Raw genomic sequence first — 19,082 nt, 5'->3', positions numbered from 1 at the left:
GGGCTTGCCGGAATTGGCCTATCCCTTTCACGATCGCGACGTCGTCGTCACCTCCTGCGGGCGTCTCTGCCTTCACCGTAAGAGAATCAATATCTCCCTTGTCTTGGCCGGCCAGAAGCTCGGCATCAAGGAGGTCGACGAGGGCATTTGGCTCGTCAGCTTCATGCACTATGATCTTGGATATTTCGACCTGGAGCAGAAGACCCTGCAACCCCTCGACAACCCGTTCGGCACGAGGTTGTCACCCATCTCTTAGGTACGATCCGTTACCCATCTCTTCGGGCCGGACAGCAGCGTTATGGCGGAGAGAGTGTCCATGCGGATAAAGGCCGAGAAGGCTCGTAAAGCCCCGCTTTAGCGCTGCGGATCAATTGGTTAGGTAAAGCCGAGGCCCGCTGGAGATCGGAGAGGCCCAGTGCATTCCAGGGGATGAGCATGGGTAACGTTATGGGCACGCACGCTTTATCGATTGCCGGACAGATTTTTACTTCTAACGCGGGAATGTCACGATCGATGATCTGGGATAGAAGAGATGCCTCCTCAAAGAGAGGCAATTCGCGATCTCAGAACTCGATCTGATAATAGCCGGCGCCTATCGCCCGCCGGCGCGGGAAAAAGCGGCCTACAACTCAAAAAGAGAAAATCTGACTCTTTACAGTGTCCAGCGAATATTCTTAGCTCGCAAAAAAGAGGGTGGCCGAAGCCACCCCCAAGGTGAGAACTTTTACGCTACGCTAGTGGGTCTGCCTTTGCCGTGTCACCGGCGGGGCAGACCTCGGCAGTGAGCAATTACGCTCTCCCACCTGCCGAAGCGGAAGCGGACGTAAGCCCGAACCGGCACCGGCATCTGCACTGGACAAGAAGGCCACATTGGGCGTTCTCCCTTTGCCAAAGCGAGGGAAGTCCTCGCCGCCTCGGAAGCGCTTCCTGCGCCCCGCCCGTATCAGGGATCGGAAGGCTTGAAGCTGGCAATCGGTGTCCGTGCCGACTCGCTATAGGTACCACGAATAGTGGCTTGTCAGGAGTCTTGTTCCCTTTCTGTGCACTTATACACAGGGCCCGGCCAGCTAGGAGGCATCCGCGACCGCTTCTGGTGAATGGTTCGCTGCCGCGACTCGAGACCTGTACTGGGCGAAGGCGGCATCTGAATGCGCGCTCCGATCTGCACGAGCGTCATATTTTGCCACTCGATCAATGCTGACATTCGCCGCCCCAAAGCTCAAATCGCAGTTGAAGGCAGTGATTGCTGCAGTAGGTGCAACTAGCTTTGCTGGATTGGGAAGGAGGCCTGCCCTCACCGAGGCGTCTCGGATGTCCGCGTAGGCTGCCTGCAGGGTGGCTTCATCGTCATGCGATCCGATGAAATCGTCCATGTAGACGGAAATGGTGACGCCACTCTTCCTCGCCCGCTCAATTGCCTCGGCGACCGGCGATTTCATTAGGACCAGGCTTGCGAGGAGCGGAGATTGGACAAATCCGATAGGTAGGACGTGGGCGAGCGGTCCCCCGTAGGGATTTCGTACGGTCGACCACTTCGCGAGCGTGTTGGCCCCGGGGTAAGCGTGAGATCGGAGCGCGCGCGTGACTCGCATCCGCGCGATAGAATAGTAAAAATTCTGGATATCGATTTTGAAGAAGAGCTTATGCTGAAGATGAGCATGCAGCGCGGCGATGTGACCGCCGGGTTGGTAGTGATAGAAGTAATCTGGAAATTTGAAGCGCGAAAAGTATTGAATGATGCGGCGCCCTTTGCGCTCGCATTGATCAGTCGGTACGAAAATCCACTTGCCTCGGGTTCGGTACTTGAGTTCGAAGTTTAAGAGCATTGCAGTTGGCGGCCTTATCCGCGATTTCAATCAGTAGCTTGATGACGGTTAGTACCGGAACCAAAAAGACTGCGATCTCGCGGATAAGACGCGCCATACGTGCAATGAACTTGCTCATACGGCGTCTCCAATCGTTACCCCGTCGGCTAACCAGCGACACCATTTCCATGGAGCCGACAACCGAGAAGAGTCCCTCGTAGCCCTAAGGCCGCGAAGTGCTTCGAAAGCGTAACGCCTGATCGCCTAAGCGACTAAAGCGCGCCGCGGTCGCCGGGTCATCGCCAACGGATGGGTCAACAAATGGTAGAGTCGGGAAAAATCACAACCCCGTAAAAATACCGGCGAACAAAGAGGGGACAATTGCACCGCCGCAGGTAGATTTCGATCCGCGACTCAATGATTTTTGACGGCCTCGTACAAAAGGCATTGCTTATGGAATATAAGTATTTGGACTTGCCGGCCGATCCAGAAGAGGCCTTTTTGATGTTGGAGGATCGCTATCGGCGCGAATGCGAGGATGCCGTCAGCAAGGCCCACGAGAACGAAAACCTCGGCATCTACTACACCGATTACATCGCGCAGGTGCTGGGGGCGGCTGAGGAATTGGAGCTCGTCGAGGCAGCCTTCGATAAAGAGACGCCCGCTATCCAAGATGTGGACTTCCACACCTACCAGAATTTCAGCAAGCGGGTGAAGCACTACACGACCCGGCTTGAGATCCGGCATGGCCGTCGGCTCCAGGGTTATTCCGTGCGGTTCGATGCAGCCGCCAAATCGAAATTACATCATCTGCTTGGGCAGGTCCGCGATCTCTTTCTCAAACTTGAACTGGAAGAGCGCAAGCGAGAGTCGCTGCTTGCCAAGCTTCACGATCTTGAGAATGAGATCGACCGGAGCCGGACCAGATACGATGCCTATGCGGCTCTCGCGATCGAGACGGCAGAAGCGACGGGCGAAATAATCGAGCGCAGCAAAATTCTCGACCTACTGGATGCCGTCGCTCGGGTCTTTGGCATAGCAAAGAAAAAAGAGGACAAGCCTCAGCTACCAGCTCCGCCCAAGCCAAAGCAGATTGAACACAAGCGATCAGAGATGGACGATGACATTCCCTTCTGACTAGCTGCCCTCCATCCAATTCGGCCAGCAGCCGTCCTCTTCATGCCGGCCAGTCCGATTGGTGCAAGTCTGATCCAGCAATCGCTGGCCGACATTCTTCCAAATCGCATCAGCCCCGAAATAGCGGATGGCTTCGGCCTTCTGCATCTCGACAATGCGAGAGCAGCGCGAGCATTCGACGCGGAGTATATGCCGGTGGATATCAGCGAGCCGGCATTGCTGGATCGGCACCTTGGGCTTGCCGGCCGCGCGCGGATCGTCCAGCAGGGATTGCCATAGGGCATCGGGGATTGGGTCCGAGGGGGCCGGACCGGGCGCCGACGCCGTCGGCTGGGGCGCTGCGCGCTCGGCCAGCGCGTCGATTTGCTTCCTTGAGTACATGCGCCAGCTCGCCATCCGCTCTTTGCCCACGCCAGATACTAGAACATAACAAGAACAAAGAGTCGAGCGCTTGACTTTGCTCATCTTGTGCATTTTATTCATCTAGTTCGTGAATAAGATGCGCAAATTGCAGGAGCGCCCATGCTTGTAATCGTATCCAGCCCAGCCCAGGCGCTGGCGAATATCCGAAGGTTCGAAGCCGAAGTCGCAAAAAGCGTCGATCTCCAGAGCAGACTCCCCTATGCGCGCGCTTGGTACGCTGACAAAGACGCGGATGGTGAATGGCACTTCGGCCCATCAAAGTTCATTGGCTATCAGGACATCGATGCGGAGAAATACTTGAAGGAGGCCGACACTGCTGATGGTCGCCGCACCGAGGCGCAGTTACAGCAATGGTTCTCTGTCGCGGGCCCGGCCAGCGCGTCGCATTCCGAGCTTCATGCCGGCCTGGTCGCTTTTCTCGCGAAATACAAAAAGGTCCCGAGTACTCTGGCTCGTATCAATCTGAGTCTCGGCATCCGGCGTCGCTTCGGGCCGCGGGTGTTGCAGGCGGTAGATGACGCAGATGATGATGATGTTCTCGTCCGCCTTCTCGCAGCGGTCGCAAGTAAATTGCCCGAAGGGCAATTGATCGATTTACGCGAGCGGCTAGAGAAGCTTTCACACTAGCGCTTGGGCAAGGCTGCTGCTTCGAGGTGCGAAGCAGCAGCGCAGAAATCAGCCCCTGATCGTGATCTCGATCGCTTCCGGTCGGACGCCGAAAGTGAGCGCCAATCCGGCCTTTGCTTCCGCCATTGTTAAGCCGCGGATGGCGCCGCCGGCAGGCGACGGGTTTTCCGGCGTGGCGGGCACGCGCGCTGATCCGTGCGGTCCTTGCGGCATCGGCTGCCAATCGAGCTGAGAGGGGTCGATGCCCAAATCAGCCAATGAGCTATAGCTGACCGGATTGCGCCCGCCATTCCACGCATCGGGGACGTTGATGATTGCGTACTCGCTGAATTGCACGAGATAGCGGCCATTGTCCCCGGAGGGGACCACGTCCTTGATCTTGCCGATCAAGAACGCGGTGTGGTGCTGCTCGCTTCCCTCCACCCAATCGGCATGCGCATTGCGCGTGCATACGGCGTAGCGGCATTGCCGGGCATGGTTTCGATCCATTCGCCACGAGGAGGTCCCGTTCTCATCGAGAATTCGCTCTACGCTCTTTGCCGTGAAAACCACCACAACTTCGTCGGTCATTAAATTCCTCCATCAAATACGCTTCGATGGATAGATAACAACACACTCGGAGTGTTGTTGCAATATCTTTGTAGTATTTTTCTAATACTTCTGTTCCAATTTTGGAACATGAAGCGAGCCGCCGCCGGGATGCGGGACAAGGGGAGCGGCGGCTCGCTTTGCCTGCCGCGCCCGGAAAGGAAAAGGGGCCGCAAGCTGTGTGCTGTTGTTGAATGGCACGACCTGCACACTGCGCGCCCCGGCTGGAATGAAAGACTAAGGACCAGCCGGCATGCCCTCCCGAGACCGACAATCGGGAGGGTATTCGTTAAGCGGCTCTGACGCGCCCCGGCTTCGTTTTCTTAGCGCGGGCTATCGCGATGCCGAGTACGGCTCGCGGGTCCGCGTCCAGCCTGCGAGCGATGGCTGCTCCCTGCTCATCGGCGAGTTCAATCAGGGCTTCCTCGTCCCGCTCGCGGGCAAGCAGCTCCGCCTCTAGCTCCAGCAGCTTGGCCGCGCGCTCATCTGCCGACAACGCAAGCGCCGGCTGCGGCAGCCTGTCGATGTCTTCATGCAGCCGCTTCTCAAAAGCGTCGGGGTCGAGCCACGCGAGCGCAGCGCCGATATCCAGCTTTGCCGTCCAGGCGCCCTCAACCGGGGTGTCGAATTGGGCTTGGAAAGGCCGCCCATGATCAAAGGTGAGCTTCGGCCGGCCGCGTTCGCGCTGAGCCGCAACATAAGCGGATGCCAGCTTCTTGATGTCGGCGGCGGGGAGCGCCGCTTGTAGTACCCGCAAGCGCTCAGCGGCGAGCGCCTTGATCTGAGCTCGCAGGTTCGACACGGCTTGCGCCGGGGTCATCTTCGTCGCCTCAGACGTGGCGCGGCTCGGCTTTGCCATCTCATAGGCCCCGCTTGCGCGCGAAAGCCAATGCTTGATGTTGGAGACGAGGTTCGCCAGATTTCGATGCTGCTCTTGAAGATCGCTGAGCCGACCTTGAAGACGCGTCAGCTCTTGATCCATCGACGCCAGCTCGGATGCGGGAGCCGTGCTACGCGCTCTGGAGAGCTCGGAAGCTCGGCGCGCGACCGAGCCGACGGCGTCATGCAGCTCCATAGCGCGCGTGTCGAGCCGGTCCAGCTTTACCTGAGCCAGGGTTGGCAATTGCAGCATGTCAGGTCCTCCGCCAGGCCTGCTCAAGCGCCGCGCATCGAGCCTGATAGGCGATATCGGCGTCAGAGGCCCCCGCTACGGGTGCTGGCGGCGTCGTCTGGGGCGCTTTGGCGCCGGCGGGCGGCTGAGCAGGCGCCGGGTGCCGCCACCGATCTGACAAGCTCCGCTTGCGGTCTTCATAGGCGGCCTGCCGAGCATCCCGGTCAGCATCCGCCAGCGGCAGCGATCCGGGGCGGTGCAGCCCGGCCGGCGCAGCGTCCATGACCATCTGAGGCACCCGGACGGTCGCACCATCCGGAATTACATTGCCGGCCAGCGTAATCCGCTTGCCGTCCTTGTCGAAAACTTCGCTCTTCATCTGATCAATCCTCCTGAGAAGAGATACCGGGTGATCCGCCCGGCTCGGAAAGTTTCGGTATCGTCAACATGGCCGGTGCCGACCCAGCTCATCGAACTGTCGTAGCGATATCGCCGGACGCCGATGTTCGCGATCAAGCCGGCGACGGCATTGCTGAGGTCGTCGTGCTGATTAGGAGCGTGGTCGATGCTTGGTTTGCCGGCGCGGGAAGTGCGCATCTCCAAGCCGACGAATTGCTGGATCATTCGCTTATGGTCGAGGAAGTCGATCTTGCGGCTATTGATCAGCGGCAGCACGTCCCGATAGAGGTCGCTCTTCGCTTTGGCGCTCGGATCATAACTGATGCCATGCTTGCGCAAGGGCTCGCGGACCCACTCGCCCGCGAAGCGATCACCCAGAACTTTCTTGATCCCATAGCTCTTGAGAGTCGCGGCAAATGCCGCGGTCGTCTCTTCGGGACTGAAAGGCGGCTTGGCTTCGCGGATGCAATCCACGATCGCCATGCCGGTCGGAGCATCGCGGTGGCCGATTGCCAGCGTATAGCTATCCTGGCCCGATCCGCCGGCCGGGTCCAAGAAAGCTGAATAGGTGACGCCCCTCTCAGCCGGCCGCTCGTAGATACCTTCAGAGACACAAGCAAGGATGGCATCAAGCGAGATGTAGCTTTCAATGTCGTTGCGGAATTGCGCACCGAATTCCGCCGAAGCGGTCGCCGGATCAGCGGCATATGCTTCATCGATCTCCGATTGCGGCACGCTTGGGTTCATCGTCCGAGTATCTGCTTGCCATACAAGCGTCGGATCGCCGTCCTTGCCGAAGTGGTCGCGATAAGCTTCGTATAGGATGCCTCGCTTGGCATAGGGCGAGCTGGCGAGAAGCAGCATCGCATTCGGAATGGTGGACATCGCCGGCTTGATCGCCTTCACGATCTCGGCATCCGGCGAAGCCGAGCCCTCATCAGTCGTAAAGAATGCGGCTTCGTCCAGGAGAGCGGCGACGACCGTATAGCCTCGCACCGATTTCATGGATGCGGTGGAGATTTCGATCGTCACCCGATTGTCGAGATCGAAGCCTTCCGCCGTCTCGCGCTCAATCATCCGAGCGAGCAGCGGCACCTGCTTCAGCAGCGCGCGTATATACCTCAGGATCGTGCGTGCCTGCCTGCGATCTGAGGCGACGATCATGATGGTGCCGCGCTCGCCAGGTGCCAGGTACGGCCGATAGTCAAAGAAGCAAGCAAGGAAAGTCGCGACAAGCGCCAGAACGAAAGACTTCCCCGCCCTTCGCCCGCAGATCAGATAGGCATATCGGGCGACCGATATCGGCGGCTTTTTGCGGCCCGTACATTTTCGGTAGAGCTGCAATTGCGCCGGCGTCATCTCCAGCGCAAAGAGCGCCGCCAGAAAAGCCAGCCAGGCCGCCCAGCTCTCCGGCTTCTTGGCAAACCAAGGCCAGAAGAGCCGCGCGTCACGAATAGCGTCGAGGATAGAGATACCCTTGCCCGCCCCTGGCGAGCTCGTCTGGCGCTTTCTGGCTCGAAAGCGCTTCATAGCGGGGTTCCCGCACGCTGCGCAGCTCGACGGAGGCTCCAGCTCATCTGCATCGCGAGGGAGATCAGAGCGCGAGTCTCCGGGGATCGAGGCTTACCCCTCAGAGCTTCGGCGATGTTCTCGCTGGCAGAAATGATCTTCACATTGCCGATGGCATAGGGACCGCGATCCCCATACCTCGCCATTACATATTGGCCGCGTCGGCAACCTCGCTTCCGTACCTTGCCGCTGGCGATCCAGATTTCCAGCCATTGCGAGAAGGTCAGTTGAAAGCCGATGCCGCGATCCTTGGCATTGACGCGATGCTCAATGAAGTCGGTCCGCAGCCGCCGCAAGAAAGCTTGAGTAACATAGCGCGGATAATGCGGCCGGATGCGATGGATGATCTTTGCCCCCATCACTCCGCCTCCTCATGCTCGAGGATGACGTTGCGATGACCGGCGCCTCGTCGCGCCAGATAGCTATTCAGATCCTGCGGCTCGTCATTGAGCGGCTTCGAATGCCGATCCCATCCGATCTCTCTGCTCAGGCGAAGCTGCTGAGCCGTCAGCGAAGCATAGCTCTGCAAAAGCGACTGGGGCGGCTCTTTCCGCGAGCGCCGCAATCGAGCAAGCCGATCTTCGATATGTACAAGCTCCGCCTCCAGCGCGCCGATGCGCCGGCATGCGATGCGCTGCGGATCAGTCACGGCGTCGTCACCGCCGCAATGCGCGATCAGCGCTCGATAGGTTGCCTTGAGCAAGCGAGCCCATCGCGATCGTCCATCTTCATTCGGCAGAAGATCGCGGCCCGTGCTGATGCGCGATGACTGCCGGCCATCCGCGCCGCTGGCACGAAGGCATGCAGGTGATTTCTTCCCGGTCGCTTTCACTCGCTTCAGCATTGCTCAAATTACCCAGTCTGCGCTGCGAGCTAATGGGCAGCGGGCCATGGGTAGAGCTAGCGTCAGCTCCCAGGATCGATGCAACCCGCCTCTAAAAGGCAGGCAATCGCGTTAGGTTAGGCGGAGATGAGGTCCGCGTGTTCGGAGCAAAATCGCGCAATCGCTTGCAATTTCATCCAGCTCGATTTGTCCGATCTGGCATCAAAATTGGCCATTTTAGTTTGGCTCAATTCCGGATTATGGGTAATGGCCGCTGGCGTCCTGAGCGCCTTGCTAAGCTGCATTCTCGGCTTCAGCGGAGAGCCGGCAGGTCTGGTTCGGCGCTTGGCAGCCTTTGTCCCGGCTAGGGGCCGCGGCTCGAATTACCGGACCTTGGATCGCGGCACTAGCGTATCGATATCGCTGGATTGCCCGGCGACGATCTAGGTTTTGGCGGCCGGCTCTGGATCGCTGGCTCTCATATAGCGGATTATCTCGGAATTAGCATTGACGCTGATGCGCTCCATGAAGCGATCCAGCGGAATGAGGTGATTGAGCCGATCATAGACATTCTGGATGGATATGGCGGCGTAGATATCTTCGTACCCTGGCATCGCTTCCATGCTCATTCCGGCTTTGCGCTCTTTCTTGCCGAGCTTGATCTGCTCTGCGCTGAAGTATCCGAGGGTGCGGATCAGCAGATGGCCAGTCCGCTTATCGATGTTCATGCTGATGCGATCGGTTATCTTCTTGAGGAGCGGCTTTCTTCGCGACTTCCTTGGGAGGGGATTTTGTCGCTCCAGATAGTTGAGGTAGGCGCGGCCAAGGCCTTCGACATCTCGGATGCGGTAATAGTGCAGAGTGTCATTCCAGAAGCGCAGATGGTCGAAGCTGAGCAGATCGCGGAGGCTGATCCCCTTCCGCTTCAGCATCTGGGGGCCTTGATCTCGCTCTTCGATATGGAGCGCTGGCTGCTTCGGCACCATCTTTGACATGCAGGGATAGGCGAGGAGCCGGCTCTTGGCCGAGCGCTTCGCGTCGTAGGCTGTCGACTGGCCATCTTGGCCGAGGCAGATCGTCATCTGCTGGCCGCGCCGATCTTTCCGGAGCGCGTGCGCCAGATGGAAGCGAAAAGCCGCGTCGCGCTCTGCTGCGCTCTGATAGATCAGGTCGCGGGCCAGCTCGGCATAATTGAAGTGAACATCGTTGCGGCGCGCCAGCCATTCGATGGCTTCGCGAGAGGGCTGGCGAGGGACTATGCGCTGGATCAGTTCGGGGTCGATCCGGCTCTTGCGATTTTCGATGCGCGGCTTGCCGGCGCATCGGCTGCGCAGATGCTCGATGTCGGCGGCTTCCATGGCGCTGCGGAGCCAGATAGCGAAGGCATCCGGAAAATCGATGATCTGGATCGGGCAGCCAAGCCCGTCGGAGGCGATTGGATAGCCGAGCAGGTGATCAGGGACATCCGGCTGTCGAAGGGGCTTGGACGGCCTTCTCTGCGGGCGAGCGCGCCGCGTCGGCGGGCTGTCTTCGGCGCGGGTGGCTTCCAGGGCGGCTATATGGCAAGCTTTTGGCACGGCAGCATCCTTCCTTGCTGTCTGCGACAATAGCGCTCTTGGCGGAGCCGCTATCGCAAGCGATCGGGGCGCATCTTGGTGGTCGATGCGCCCCTTTCGAATTAAGGTGCTGGTCTCTTTCGCTTGCTAGAAGCGAGATTGACGGTCAATCGATCAAGCCACAAATCTCGTCCCTTAAGTCGGACTCGATCCTCGGCTTTCTGCCTCTTTAGGAGATTAAGATAGGCTGAGCGGACCCACGCACTGTTCATTGCGATCAAGGCCACTAAGGGTTTTTCCTTGAGCAAATCCGACGCAAGCCGCTCTATAGCATGCTCGATTGCTGCACCCGGAGTATTAGCAAGCAACTCTTCGATTTGACGGCCGATAGCTCGTGCAGTCCGATAGGCAGCCCGCTCTAAGCGGGCGATATCTACCGGTTCATTGTCCGGGATCATTAGCGCCTCCGAGCCGCTGACGAGTCAAAGCGGATCGCGCGGCCCTCCGCTTTAGCCTTGCACCATGCTGCAATCTGATCCTCTCGCCAGCCCACGCATCGCTCGGTCAATGGAAATGACGGCGGGAACGTACCCTCGCTGATGCCCTTATAGATCGTCGTCTCTTTAAGCCCTGTCCGCGCTTTCACCGCCGGCAGGCGCAAGAAAATGATGCTCATCGTTTACTCCTCGCAGAGCTTCGCTAGAAGCCGAGAAGCATCGTAAGCTGTCCAAGAGGGCGGCTAATATCCGCAATAGAAAGCAGAAATTTTGACTTCTAATGTTCAAAGATAATCAGGGCCGCGCACGCGATGCACGTATCCCCGGACGGTTACTTTCTCCTCGCTATATGCGCGATGATCATTGAAGAGCTTGCGCACCTGCTCCTGGGATGAAAGGGGCAGGCCAGCTCTCGCGGCCTCAATGATCTTCTCCTTCTGGGCGTCGGGTAGTCGAGACTTGAGACCATCGCGCTTCCTACGATTTGCCCATGCTTGGTATAAATTGAGTGCCTTCATCGCTGCCAGATGATTTTGATCTCCCGATTTAGTCCGCGTCCCCCCGTTGCGCCCTCCTCGATATTTTGGGACCAACTTCTGAGCGGCTTGGATGCGCTTCAATTCGGAGCGAAGCTCGCGCTCATATTCCCTAAGGCGCTTGCTCTCAGCGCGAGCCTCATCGCGGGTCATCAGCGCCAATTCCTCATCAGACCGGCATTTGAATTCAAACCCCATAGAGATAGGCCTCCCATTCGCTTAGAAGAGCGCGCCGCTTCTCCAGTAGCTCGCCGCGCCGATAAGCTGCCTCGGTCTTGTTCTTGATGGTATGCGCCAAGCACATCTCGATGACTTCGTGCTTGGCGTCGGTCTCTTCATTGGCCCAATCGGTGAAGCTGGAGCGGAAGCCGTGGGGTACATAAGCCGGCGCGATTTTCCGCATCAACTCTAGCATGGCCATATTGCTGATGTGACTGCCGGGTTTCTGCCCCATGAATAGGAAAGGGCTGCCTTTCTCGCGCGGCATCTTGCGGATAATCTGCTGAGCGCGCTGGCAAAGGGGAACCGTATGCTCCTTGCCACCCTTCATCCGCTCGCCAGGGATGGTCCAAGTGTGGGCATTGCGAAGGTCAAGCTCGGTATCGCGCATACCGATCAGCGATCCCGTCCGCGCGACTGTCAAGATCAGCATCTCCAGAGCCCGCGGTGCAATTCCATCGCGCTCGACGAGTTCGCGTACGAATGCGGGCAGATCGGCATAAGGCATCGCCGGATGGTGCCGCTCCGCTTTCTTCTTGCTCGGCAAAAGGTGGTCTAGATGATTTTTCCAAATCGCCGGATTGTCGCCCGAGCGCAGCTTGGCCGCCTTTGCCGCGTGAAGGATTTTCTCAATTCGGCCGCGCACCCGATCGGCCGTCTCCAGCTTCGTTGCCCAGATCGGCTTCAGGACGCGTAACACATCGGCGGTCTCGATCTCAGCGACGTTCATATTGCCGATGATCGGATAGGCATAGGCCTTGAGCGTCGAAGTCCATTGCTTGCGATGGATATCATTGCGCCAAGAAGGCGAATGCGTCGCGATGTATTCGGTAGCGAATGCCTGGAAGCTCTTTGGCAGCGCGACCTCAACGATGGCTGCTCGTCGCTCGGCAGTTTTCTCAGCGATCGGATCGATGCCATCGGCTACCTTTTCGCGAGCCGCCTTCGCGCGCTTGCGAGCTTGAGCAAGCGTGACCTGCTCGAAGGAGCCAAGCCCCATTTGCCGTACTTTGCCCTTCCAGGAATATTGGAAGAGCCAAGCTCGCGTGACCCCGCCGGTCTTCCGAGCCGTCACCTGCAAATAGAGGCCCCCGCCGTCGGCGTATCGGCCGGGCTTCCGATATTCTGGCTTTCGAGTGATCGCGGCGGCGCTGAGCTTTTCGAGCATGCCCAAAGCTTATCGCCCGGAGCATTTGCGCCCCACCAAGAAGGGCCAATATGATTAATGGGTAGGAGCAGGGGTACAGCGGCGGAAGGCGCCTAGATTGCCCGGAATTTCCTGGAATTTAAGGACCGGTGGCGGAGAGAGTGGGATTCGAACCCACGGTACGGTTTCCCGCACACACGCTTTCCAAGCGTGCGCCTTAAGCCACTCGGCCATCTCTCCGGAGCGCCCTCTCTTGAAGGGGCGCCGATGATTTTGCAAGAGACCGCGGGGAAATCGGGTGAATTTTCCGTAAGATGTTGTATTTACGGGATAATATCCGACACGGCAGATGCCATGACCCGCCTGCCGGCTGAACCGGTGACGGGTTTGGCGCGACGATTCACGCAAGAACAGCAAACACGACCGGGGACGCCATGACCATCCGAAGCACCATCGCCGCCCTCAGCCTGATTTCGGCCCTTGGCTCCGCCTTCGCCGTGCCCGCCGCCGCGCAGGTCTGCACCCGGCAAGGCGTCGATGTCAGCTGCAATGACGGCCGGCGCGGGGTGCTGTCGGGCGATGCCATCATCTGGCCGGACGGCACGCGCTCGAGCGCTTCGCCGCATCCGAGCGTGATCATCGGCAACAAGAGCTCGGTGCATGTCGGGCCCGGCGTGTTCGTCGGCCAGGGCAAGGGCATGGTGCCAATGGACGATCCGAACGCGCCGAACAAGCGGCAATGCGCGATCCTGGATGGGGTGTCGTATTGTTATTGATGTCCTCTTTCCTTCTCCCCTTGTTGCGGGTGAAGGTGGCGCGAAGCGCCGGATGAGGGGTGTGCATCAACGAAATATGCTTCGGAAGATTTACGCGAGAGAGAAACCCCTCACCCGTCTCGCCGCACATGCGGCGAGCCACCCTCTCCCGCAAGGGGAGAGGGGACGAGCATCGAGCAAGCTCGTGAGAGCTAAATCAGCCTCACGCCTGATATCGCCGACTTCAGCCAGCGCAATGCCTGCGGCGGCTGCGCGGCGAGCGGGGCGACCGCGGCCTTCTCGGTCCGGCACTTCTCGAGCTCGGCGACGAAATCGGCCGACCATTGCTGGATGGTGTGGCCGCGCAGCTTCTTCATCATCGCGTCCCAGCGCATCTTGCGCTCGGTGAGCGGCATCGCGGCAGCGATCGCGATCGCCCGGGCCATGCCGTCGATGTCATGCGGATTGACGACCAGCGCGGCGTCGAGCTCGTTGGCCGCGCCTGCGAATTTCGACAGCACCAGCACGCCGGGATCGGCCGGGTTTTGCGCGGCGACATATTCCTTGGCGACGAGGTTCATGCCGTCATGCAGCGGCGTCACCACGCCGATCTGCGCGGTCCGGTAGAGCCCTGCGAGCACCGCCTGGCTGAAGCCCTTGTTCAAATAGCGGATCGGCGTCCAGTCGACCTCGCCGTGGCGGCCGTTGACGTCGGTGACGAGGCGCGCGACGTCGTTCTGCAGATTGCCATAGGCCTCGATGCCGCCGCGCGAGGGGTTGGCGATCTGGAGCAGCGAGATGCTGCGCGAGAATTGCGGCTGTTCGGTCCAGAGCCGGTCGAACGCGCTGATGCGGTTGACGAGGCCCTTCGAATAGTCGAGCCGGTCGACGCCGATCGCGAGGCGCTCGCCGTTGAGGCTGCGCCGCAGCCGCGACACGTCGGGATGCGAGGCTGACTTCGCCGCGTATTGGGCGAACTTCTCCGCATCGATGCCGATCGGGAAGACCTCGCAGCGGGTGCGGCCATGCTGCGAAATCGCAACGCCGTCCTCGACGGCGAGGCCAAGCTCGCTCGCGACATAGCCGAGAAAATTCTGACAATCCTCCTCGGTCTGGAAGCCCAAGAGATCGTAGGCCAGCATTGCCGTGATCAGCTCGCGATGATTGGGCACGCCCTGCATCACCGCGGCGACCGGCCACGGCGTATGCAGGAAGAAGCCGATCGGATCGTCGAGGCCGAGATCACGCAGTTCGGCGCCGAGCGCGAGGAAATGATAGTCCTGCACCCAGAACGCAGTCTTGGCTTTTCGGAAGCGCATCAAGGCGCGTGCCATGAAGGCGTTGACCTCGCGATAGCTGACGTAATCGTCGCGCGAGACGCGGATCAAATCGCTGCGCGAATGCAGCGCGGGCCACAACGCCGAATTGGCAAAGCCTTCGTAATAGCCGCCGTAATGCGCCGCCGGCAGATCCAACGTCGCAATCGCGCCCGATCCGAGCGCTTCGATCTCAGCGAACGGTTCCTTCTGATGGCCGTCACGCACACGGCCTGAAGAACCCACCCAGATCGCGCCCGAATGTTCCACAACCGGCAACAAGGCCGCCGCGAGGCCGCCCGTCATGGGCTCGTTAGGCTTGCCGCGGGCGACGCGATTCGAAACGACGACTAAGTTCACAGGTCGTCCCCTCCTGTTTCATTCCACCCCGTTTAACTGCCGTTCATCAATATGGTTCCTGATCATCGTTTCAACCAATTGAAACCAAAATCGGGCACGCGCGTTGGAACTGGTTTCGCTTCGGGAACCCTAGATTTCGTTGCGAAGACAGCTTGTGCGGGCATGTTGCGCAGCACGCGTTGCAGCGCGCGGCGGCGCCGTTCCCAGAGCATCATGTCCGCGACATGGCGCTGCCTTTGTTTCACCTCGGGTCGAGCAGGCGGGCGAGGAATGCACGCACATCGTTCGGCGTGTCGAAATGGCCATTCACGCCCATGGCACGGCGGCCGACCGAGAAGGCAAGCCCGTTCATGTCGGGCATGATCGCGAACACGGTTTCATCGGTGACGTCATCACCAATGAAGATCGGACGCCGTCCCTTGAACGGTTCCCGCTTCATCAATTCGCGCACGCCGGTCGCCTTGGTGAATCCGGAATGCTTGATCTCGCAGACGAACTTGCCGGGCAGCACTTCGATCGGCGCATTGGGCAGGTCGGCGCGGATCACCGAGACCGATTCGTAGATCGCTTTCTCCGCGTGCGGCGCGAGGCGGTAATGCAGCGCGAGCGAATAGCCCTTGTCCTCGAGCAGAATGCCGGGCGAAAGCTTGGCGATCGCGGCCAGGCGCCGCTTCAGCTCCTTGTCCAGCGGCGGCGCGTGCACGTCATCGGCCTCATTGTCGATCGACAGCCGCATCTCCGCGCCGTGGCCGGCGACGGCGCGGAACACATCGGGCGCGAAGATCAGGTCGATGTCGTTGAGCGAACGACCGCTGACCAGCGCCAGCGCGCCGGAGGTACGCTCGGTCAGCCGATTCAGCGTGTCCGACAGGCCCGGCGGCACCCATACTTCGCGCGGCGTCGGCATCAGGTCGAGCAGCGTGCCGTCGATGTCGAGCAGTATTGCGGTCTCGTCGAGATGCGGCACCAGCGCATGCGGAACCGGTACCGCATCGGGTGCTTCGTCGTCAGGCATGGTGCGCTTCTGGTCCAACGCCATTTCTGCAAATTCTGATTTCATCAGTCTACTCCATAAAGGCGAGCGGCCGCGCGATTTGTTCGAGCGATTTGCGCTCCGCAGGGACGGCATAGCGCCAAGCCACGATCGCGGCTGCGATCATCAGGAATGACCCCAGCAGATAGCCGGCGAACACGCTGGTGCGTGATCCCGTGTCGATCAATACGCCGAACAGCGCCGGCCCGATCACGCCGCCGATGCCGGTGCCGACCGCGTAGAACACCGCGATCGCCAGCGCGCGAACTTCGAGCGGAAAGGTCTCGCTGACGGTGAGATAGGCCGCGCTCGCGGCCGGCGAGGCGAAGAAGAAGATCACCATCCAGGCGATGGTCTGCCCCTGCGCGGTGAGCATACCGATGGAGAACAGATAGCCGGAGATCGCCAGCAACAGGCCCGATACGCCATAGGTGAACATGATCATGACTCGGCGGCCGAGCGTATCGAACAGCCGGCCGAGCAGCAGGGGCCCGAGGAAATTGCCGGCGGCGAACGGGAGCAGGTACCACCCGACATGATCGGCGCTTATGCCGTAAAAATCGGTCAGCACCAGCGCGAAGGTGAAGAAGATGGCATTGTAGAAGAACGCCTGCGCGCTCATCAGCACGAGGCCGACCAGCGCGCGCTGGCGGTATGCCGAGAACAGCGTATGCACGACCTCGCGGATCGGCGTGTGATCGCGCATCTTCAGCCGGATTTTCATGAAGCGCCCGTCGCTCGTATCCTGATCACGTCCGATCACCGAGCGTTCGATCTCGTCGACGATCGCATGGGCCTGATCGGGACGGCCATGGATCATCAGCCAGCGCGGACTCTCCGGAATCCACATCCGCATCAGGAGCACGACGAGGCCGACGGTCGCGCCGATGAGATAAGCCAGGCGCCAGCCGAGATCGGGGCTGATCACAGCAGGATCCAGCAGCACGATGGACGCCACTGCGCCCATAGCCGCCCCGATCCAGAAGCTGCCGTTGATGACGAGATCGGTCCAGCCGCGATAGCGCGCCGGCACCAACTCCTGGATGGTCGAGTTGATCGCGGTGTATTCGCCGCCGATGCCGGCGCCGGTGAGAAAGCGAAACAGAGCGTAGCTGGCGACATCCCATGACAGCGCGGTCGCGGCCGTCGCCGAGAGATAGAGCGCCAGCGTGATGAAGAACAGCTTCTTGCGGCCGATGCGGTCAGTCAGCCAGCCGAAGCCGAGAGCACCGAGCACGGCGCCGGCGAGATAGGCGGAATTGGCAATACCGAGATCGAGATTGGAGAATTGCAGCGACGGGCTCTGCTTCAGCGCACCGGAGAGCGCACCGGCCAGCGTCACCTCGAGCCCGTCGAGGATCCAGGTGATGCCGAGCGCCAGCACGACGCGGGTGTGAAACCCGCTCCAGGGCAGCGCGTCGAGCCGCGCGGGGATACTGGTCTCGACGATGCGATCGGCCGGGGCTGCCGCGACCACAGGAGCATAGTTCGGCGCTGGGCTTTGCTGCAATTCCATCAGGTTGTTGTCTGATCAATGGAAGCGCCCCCGGTTCACATGATGTGGACGGGGTCGATCCGATCATCGGGGTGCGGCATTCCGCCTGCCACCTGCGACAACGTCTGCGGCGAGGCCGGGTTCCCATGGGAACGGCCCTTCATACCGCTCGTTTCCGATGGAGCCGCAAGGAGTTGACGCATGGCTCATGTCAGAAAGACGACACAATCCCGCAAAACAGCCGCGCGCAGGTCGACGAGCGCCAAGCGCGGCACCGTGCGGACGCGCGCGAAGCGCGCTGCGCCGAAGCGCTGGTCGCAGCGCGTGACGAAGCAGAGCGACGCGCTCGACCTGAAGCGCGGCGTGTTCAAGCTGACCAGCCCGAAGAAGATCGCGACGTCGCTGAAGCGATCGGCCGAGCACAGCTCACGCCGCAAGACCGGCGCCTATCGCTCGGCGCTGTCGATGCTGACCTTCTACATCAACCGCGCCGGCAAGACCTTGCCAAAGACGCAGCGCACGCGATTGGAGAAGGCGAAGCTGGAGCTGAAGCGGGCGTTCGGGAGGGAGTGAGATTTGTAGGGTGGGTTAGGCGAAGCCGTAATCTACCACTCGGCTCCCAGCCGTGACATCACGGTGGTGGATCACGCTTCGCCCATCCACCCTACGCGTTCTTTCCGCGGTCCGCTACGCCGCCCTGATATTGCCCATGAACCGATCGAGCTCGGCGCGCAGGCGGGTGCTTTCGGATGACAGCGTCTTGGCCGAGTGCAGCACTTCCTCCGAGGCCGAGCCGGTCTCGGCGGCGCCGCGGTTGACCTCGCCGATGTCGGTGGCCGCGGTCTGGGTGCCCTGCGCGACGGTCTGGACGCTGCGCGCGATTTCCTGCGTCGCCGCGCCCTGCTGCTCGACCGCGCTCGCGATCGAGGTCGAGATCGACGAGATCTGGCCGATGGTCGCGCCGATCTCCTTGATCGCGGCAACCGATTCGGCGGTAGCGCCCTGCATGCCCGTGATGTGCGAGGAAATCTCGTCCGTGGCCTTCGCGGTCTGGCTCGCCAGCGACTTCACTTCGCTGGCGACCACCGCAAAGCCGCGGCCGGCTTCACCGGCCCGTGCCGCCTCGATGGTGGCATTGAGCGCCAGAAGGTTGGTCTGCTCGGCAATCGCGGTGATCAGCTTGACGACTTCGCCGATCTGCTGGGCGGCATGCGACAGCTTGCCGATGCGACCGTCAGTCTCCTTGGCCTGCACCACGGCAGCTTCCGCAATCCGGCTGGAATCGCGGACCTGACGGCCGATCTCCTCGACCGAGGCCGAGAGCTCTTCCGTCGCGGTGGCGACCGACTGCATGTTGGACGATGCCTGCTCGGACACGCCGGCGACCTGGCTCGACAGGCTCTGGGTGGTCTCGGCAGTGCGGGTCAGCGTGGACGCCGCCGATTCCAGCTGCACGGCCGAGGCCGACACGTTGGAGACGATGGCGCCGACCGCGCTCTCGAAATCATCGGCAAAGCGGATCAGCTCGGAGCGGCGGGCAGCGCTCGCCTCCCTGTTCTGGGCTTCGCTGGCGGCGGCATCGCGCTCGGCTTTTGCCACGGCCTGGACCTTGAACTCCTCGACCGCGCCGGCCATCTCGCCGATCTCGTCCTTGCGGCCGAGACCGGGCAGCACGACGTCGAAATT

21 protein-coding genes, 1 tRNA gene and 1 pseudogene are annotated in these 19,082 nt (G+C 60.6%); 5 read left to right on the top strand and 18 right to left on the bottom strand.

The genetic code is table 11. The features are described from left to right. Positions 1-256 (top strand): annotated as a pseudogene (locus tag A3AS_RS44390) (IS481 family transposase); the annotation flags it as partial. An 811-nt stretch (positions 257-1,067) separates the two neighbouring features. Here A3AS_RS44390 and A3AS_RS44385 read toward each other — a convergent pair. Together A3AS_RS44385 and A3AS_RS47980 are read right to left on the bottom strand one after the other, a co-directional pair. Beyond that, entirely contained in the window at positions 1,068-1,826 is a 759-nt protein-coding gene (locus A3AS_RS44385; protein ID WP_018322564.1) for a reverse transcriptase domain-containing protein, read from the bottom strand. Then, a complete protein-coding gene (locus tag A3AS_RS47980) occupies positions 1,765-1,944 on the bottom strand; it encodes a hypothetical protein (protein ID WP_157644501.1) in 180 nt (59 codons plus the stop codon). The genes A3AS_RS44385 and A3AS_RS47980 overlap by 62 nt, the downstream gene beginning before the upstream one ends. Positions 1,945-2,222: 278 nt before the next feature. Between A3AS_RS47980 and A3AS_RS0137480 the strand changes: the two genes are divergently transcribed. Then, a complete protein-coding gene (locus A3AS_RS0137480; protein WP_018322563.1) occupies positions 2,223-2,942 on the top strand; it encodes a hypothetical protein in 720 nt (239 codons plus the stop codon). On the opposite strand, the gene A3AS_RS0137475 is transcribed toward A3AS_RS0137480, so the two are convergent. Further along, positions 2,943-3,425 (bottom strand): hypothetical protein, encoded by a 483-nt coding sequence (locus A3AS_RS0137475; RefSeq protein ID WP_245283383.1) that lies wholly within the window; start codon positions 3,423-3,425, stop codon positions 2,943-2,945. Between the two features lie 39 nt (positions 3,426-3,464). Between A3AS_RS0137475 and A3AS_RS0137470 the strand changes: the two genes are divergently transcribed. Further along, positions 3,465-3,992, top strand: coding sequence for a hypothetical protein (locus A3AS_RS0137470; protein WP_018322561.1), 528 nt, complete (start codon positions 3,465-3,467; stop codon positions 3,990-3,992). Between the two features lie 48 nt (positions 3,993-4,040). Here A3AS_RS0137470 and A3AS_RS0137465 read toward each other — a convergent pair whose 3' ends face one another. The 11 genes from A3AS_RS0137465 to A3AS_RS0137410 form a co-directional block, all read right to left on the bottom strand. Next, positions 4,041-4,562 carry a hypothetical protein gene (locus tag A3AS_RS0137465; protein ID WP_026202768.1) on the bottom strand — a complete coding sequence of 174 codons (522 nt, stop codon included), beginning with the start codon at positions 4,560-4,562 and terminating at the stop codon, positions 4,041-4,043. A gap of 307 nt (positions 4,563-4,869) precedes the next feature. Next, positions 4,870-5,712, bottom strand: coding sequence for a hypothetical protein (locus A3AS_RS0137460; RefSeq protein WP_018322559.1), 843 nt, complete (start codon positions 5,710-5,712; stop codon positions 4,870-4,872). A 1-nt stretch (position 5,713) separates the two neighbouring features. Continuing rightward, the gene (locus A3AS_RS0137455; RefSeq protein ID WP_018322558.1) at positions 5,714-6,070 is read right to left on the bottom strand and encodes a hypothetical protein; all 357 of its coding nucleotides are present in this window, start codon (positions 6,068-6,070) and stop codon (positions 5,714-5,716) included. Continuing rightward, positions 6,067-7,620: a hypothetical protein gene (locus A3AS_RS0137450; protein ID WP_018322557.1), complete on the bottom strand. Its 1,554-nt coding sequence runs from the start codon at positions 7,618-7,620 to the stop codon at positions 6,067-6,069. The genes A3AS_RS0137455 and A3AS_RS0137450 overlap by 4 nt, the downstream gene beginning before the upstream one ends. Continuing rightward, positions 7,617-8,018 (bottom strand): hypothetical protein, encoded by a 402-nt coding sequence (locus tag A3AS_RS0137445; RefSeq protein ID WP_018322556.1) that lies wholly within the window; start codon positions 8,016-8,018, stop codon positions 7,617-7,619. Before A3AS_RS0137445 ends, A3AS_RS0137450 begins: the two co-directional genes overlap by 4 nt. Continuing rightward, positions 8,018-8,503 carry a hypothetical protein gene (locus A3AS_RS0137440; protein ID WP_020508809.1) on the bottom strand — a complete coding sequence of 162 codons (486 nt, stop codon included), beginning with the start codon at positions 8,501-8,503 and terminating at the stop codon, positions 8,018-8,020. Before A3AS_RS0137440 ends, A3AS_RS0137445 begins: the two co-directional genes overlap by 1 nt. Before the next feature lie 422 nt (positions 8,504-8,925). Beyond that, a complete protein-coding gene (locus A3AS_RS0137430; RefSeq protein WP_026202767.1) occupies positions 8,926-10,089 on the bottom strand; it encodes a hypothetical protein in 1,164 nt (387 codons plus the stop codon). Positions 10,090-10,495: 406 nt separating this feature from the next. Then, positions 10,496-10,714, bottom strand: a complete 219-nt coding sequence (locus A3AS_RS44380; RefSeq protein ID WP_018322552.1) for an AlpA family transcriptional regulator — start codon at positions 10,712-10,714, stop codon at positions 10,496-10,498. Between the two features lie 105 nt (positions 10,715-10,819). Continuing rightward, positions 10,820-11,269 (bottom strand): hypothetical protein, encoded by a 450-nt coding sequence (locus A3AS_RS0137420; protein WP_018322551.1) that lies wholly within the window; start codon positions 11,267-11,269, stop codon positions 10,820-10,822. Further along, positions 11,259-12,458, bottom strand: coding sequence for a site-specific integrase (locus A3AS_RS44375; protein ID WP_018322550.1), 1,200 nt, complete (start codon positions 12,456-12,458; stop codon positions 11,259-11,261). The genes A3AS_RS0137420 and A3AS_RS44375 overlap by 11 nt, the downstream gene beginning before the upstream one ends. A gap of 129 nt (positions 12,459-12,587) precedes the next feature. Then, positions 12,588-12,677 (bottom strand) — tRNA-Ser (locus tag A3AS_RS0137410). Positions 12,678-12,871: 194 nt separating this feature from the next. On the opposite strand from A3AS_RS0137410, the gene A3AS_RS0137405 reads away from it, so the two are divergent. Next, complete coding sequence (locus A3AS_RS0137405) at positions 12,872-13,213, top strand: hypothetical protein (protein ID WP_018322549.1); 342 nt, start codon at positions 12,872-12,874, stop codon at positions 13,211-13,213. A 191-nt stretch (positions 13,214-13,404) separates the two neighbouring features. On the opposite strand, the gene A3AS_RS0137400 is transcribed toward A3AS_RS0137405, so the two are convergent. The 3 genes from A3AS_RS0137400 to A3AS_RS0137390 form a co-directional block, all read right to left on the bottom strand. Next, complete coding sequence (locus A3AS_RS0137400) at positions 13,405-14,868, bottom strand: trehalose-6-phosphate synthase (RefSeq protein WP_026202766.1); 1,464 nt, start codon at positions 14,866-14,868, stop codon at positions 13,405-13,407. Positions 14,869-15,109: 241 nt separating this feature from the next. Next, positions 15,110-15,928, bottom strand: coding sequence for a trehalose-phosphatase (gene otsB / locus A3AS_RS0137395; protein WP_018322547.1), 819 nt, complete (start codon positions 15,926-15,928; stop codon positions 15,110-15,112). A gap of 4 nt (positions 15,929-15,932) precedes the next feature. Next, a complete protein-coding gene (locus tag A3AS_RS0137390) occupies positions 15,933-17,417 on the bottom strand; it encodes an MFS transporter (protein ID WP_018322546.1) in 1,485 nt (494 codons plus the stop codon). A gap of 180 nt (positions 17,418-17,597) precedes the next feature. Between A3AS_RS0137390 and A3AS_RS0137385 the strand changes: the two genes are divergently transcribed. Further along, positions 17,598-17,969 (top strand): DUF3175 domain-containing protein, encoded by a 372-nt coding sequence (locus A3AS_RS0137385; RefSeq protein WP_018322545.1) that lies wholly within the window; start codon positions 17,598-17,600, stop codon positions 17,967-17,969. Positions 17,970-18,083: 114 nt separating this feature from the next. Here the strand turns inward: A3AS_RS0137385 and A3AS_RS0137380 are convergent. After that, the coding region (locus A3AS_RS0137380; protein ID WP_018322544.1) for a methyl-accepting chemotaxis protein at positions 18,084-19,082 on the bottom strand (999 nt) is incomplete at its 5' end.

The organism is Bradyrhizobium sp. WSM2793, assembly GCF_000379585.1.
GTDB lineage: Bacteria > Pseudomonadota > Alphaproteobacteria > Rhizobiales > Xanthobacteraceae > Bradyrhizobium.
This window is presented reverse-complemented; position numbering and strand designations above follow the sequence as displayed.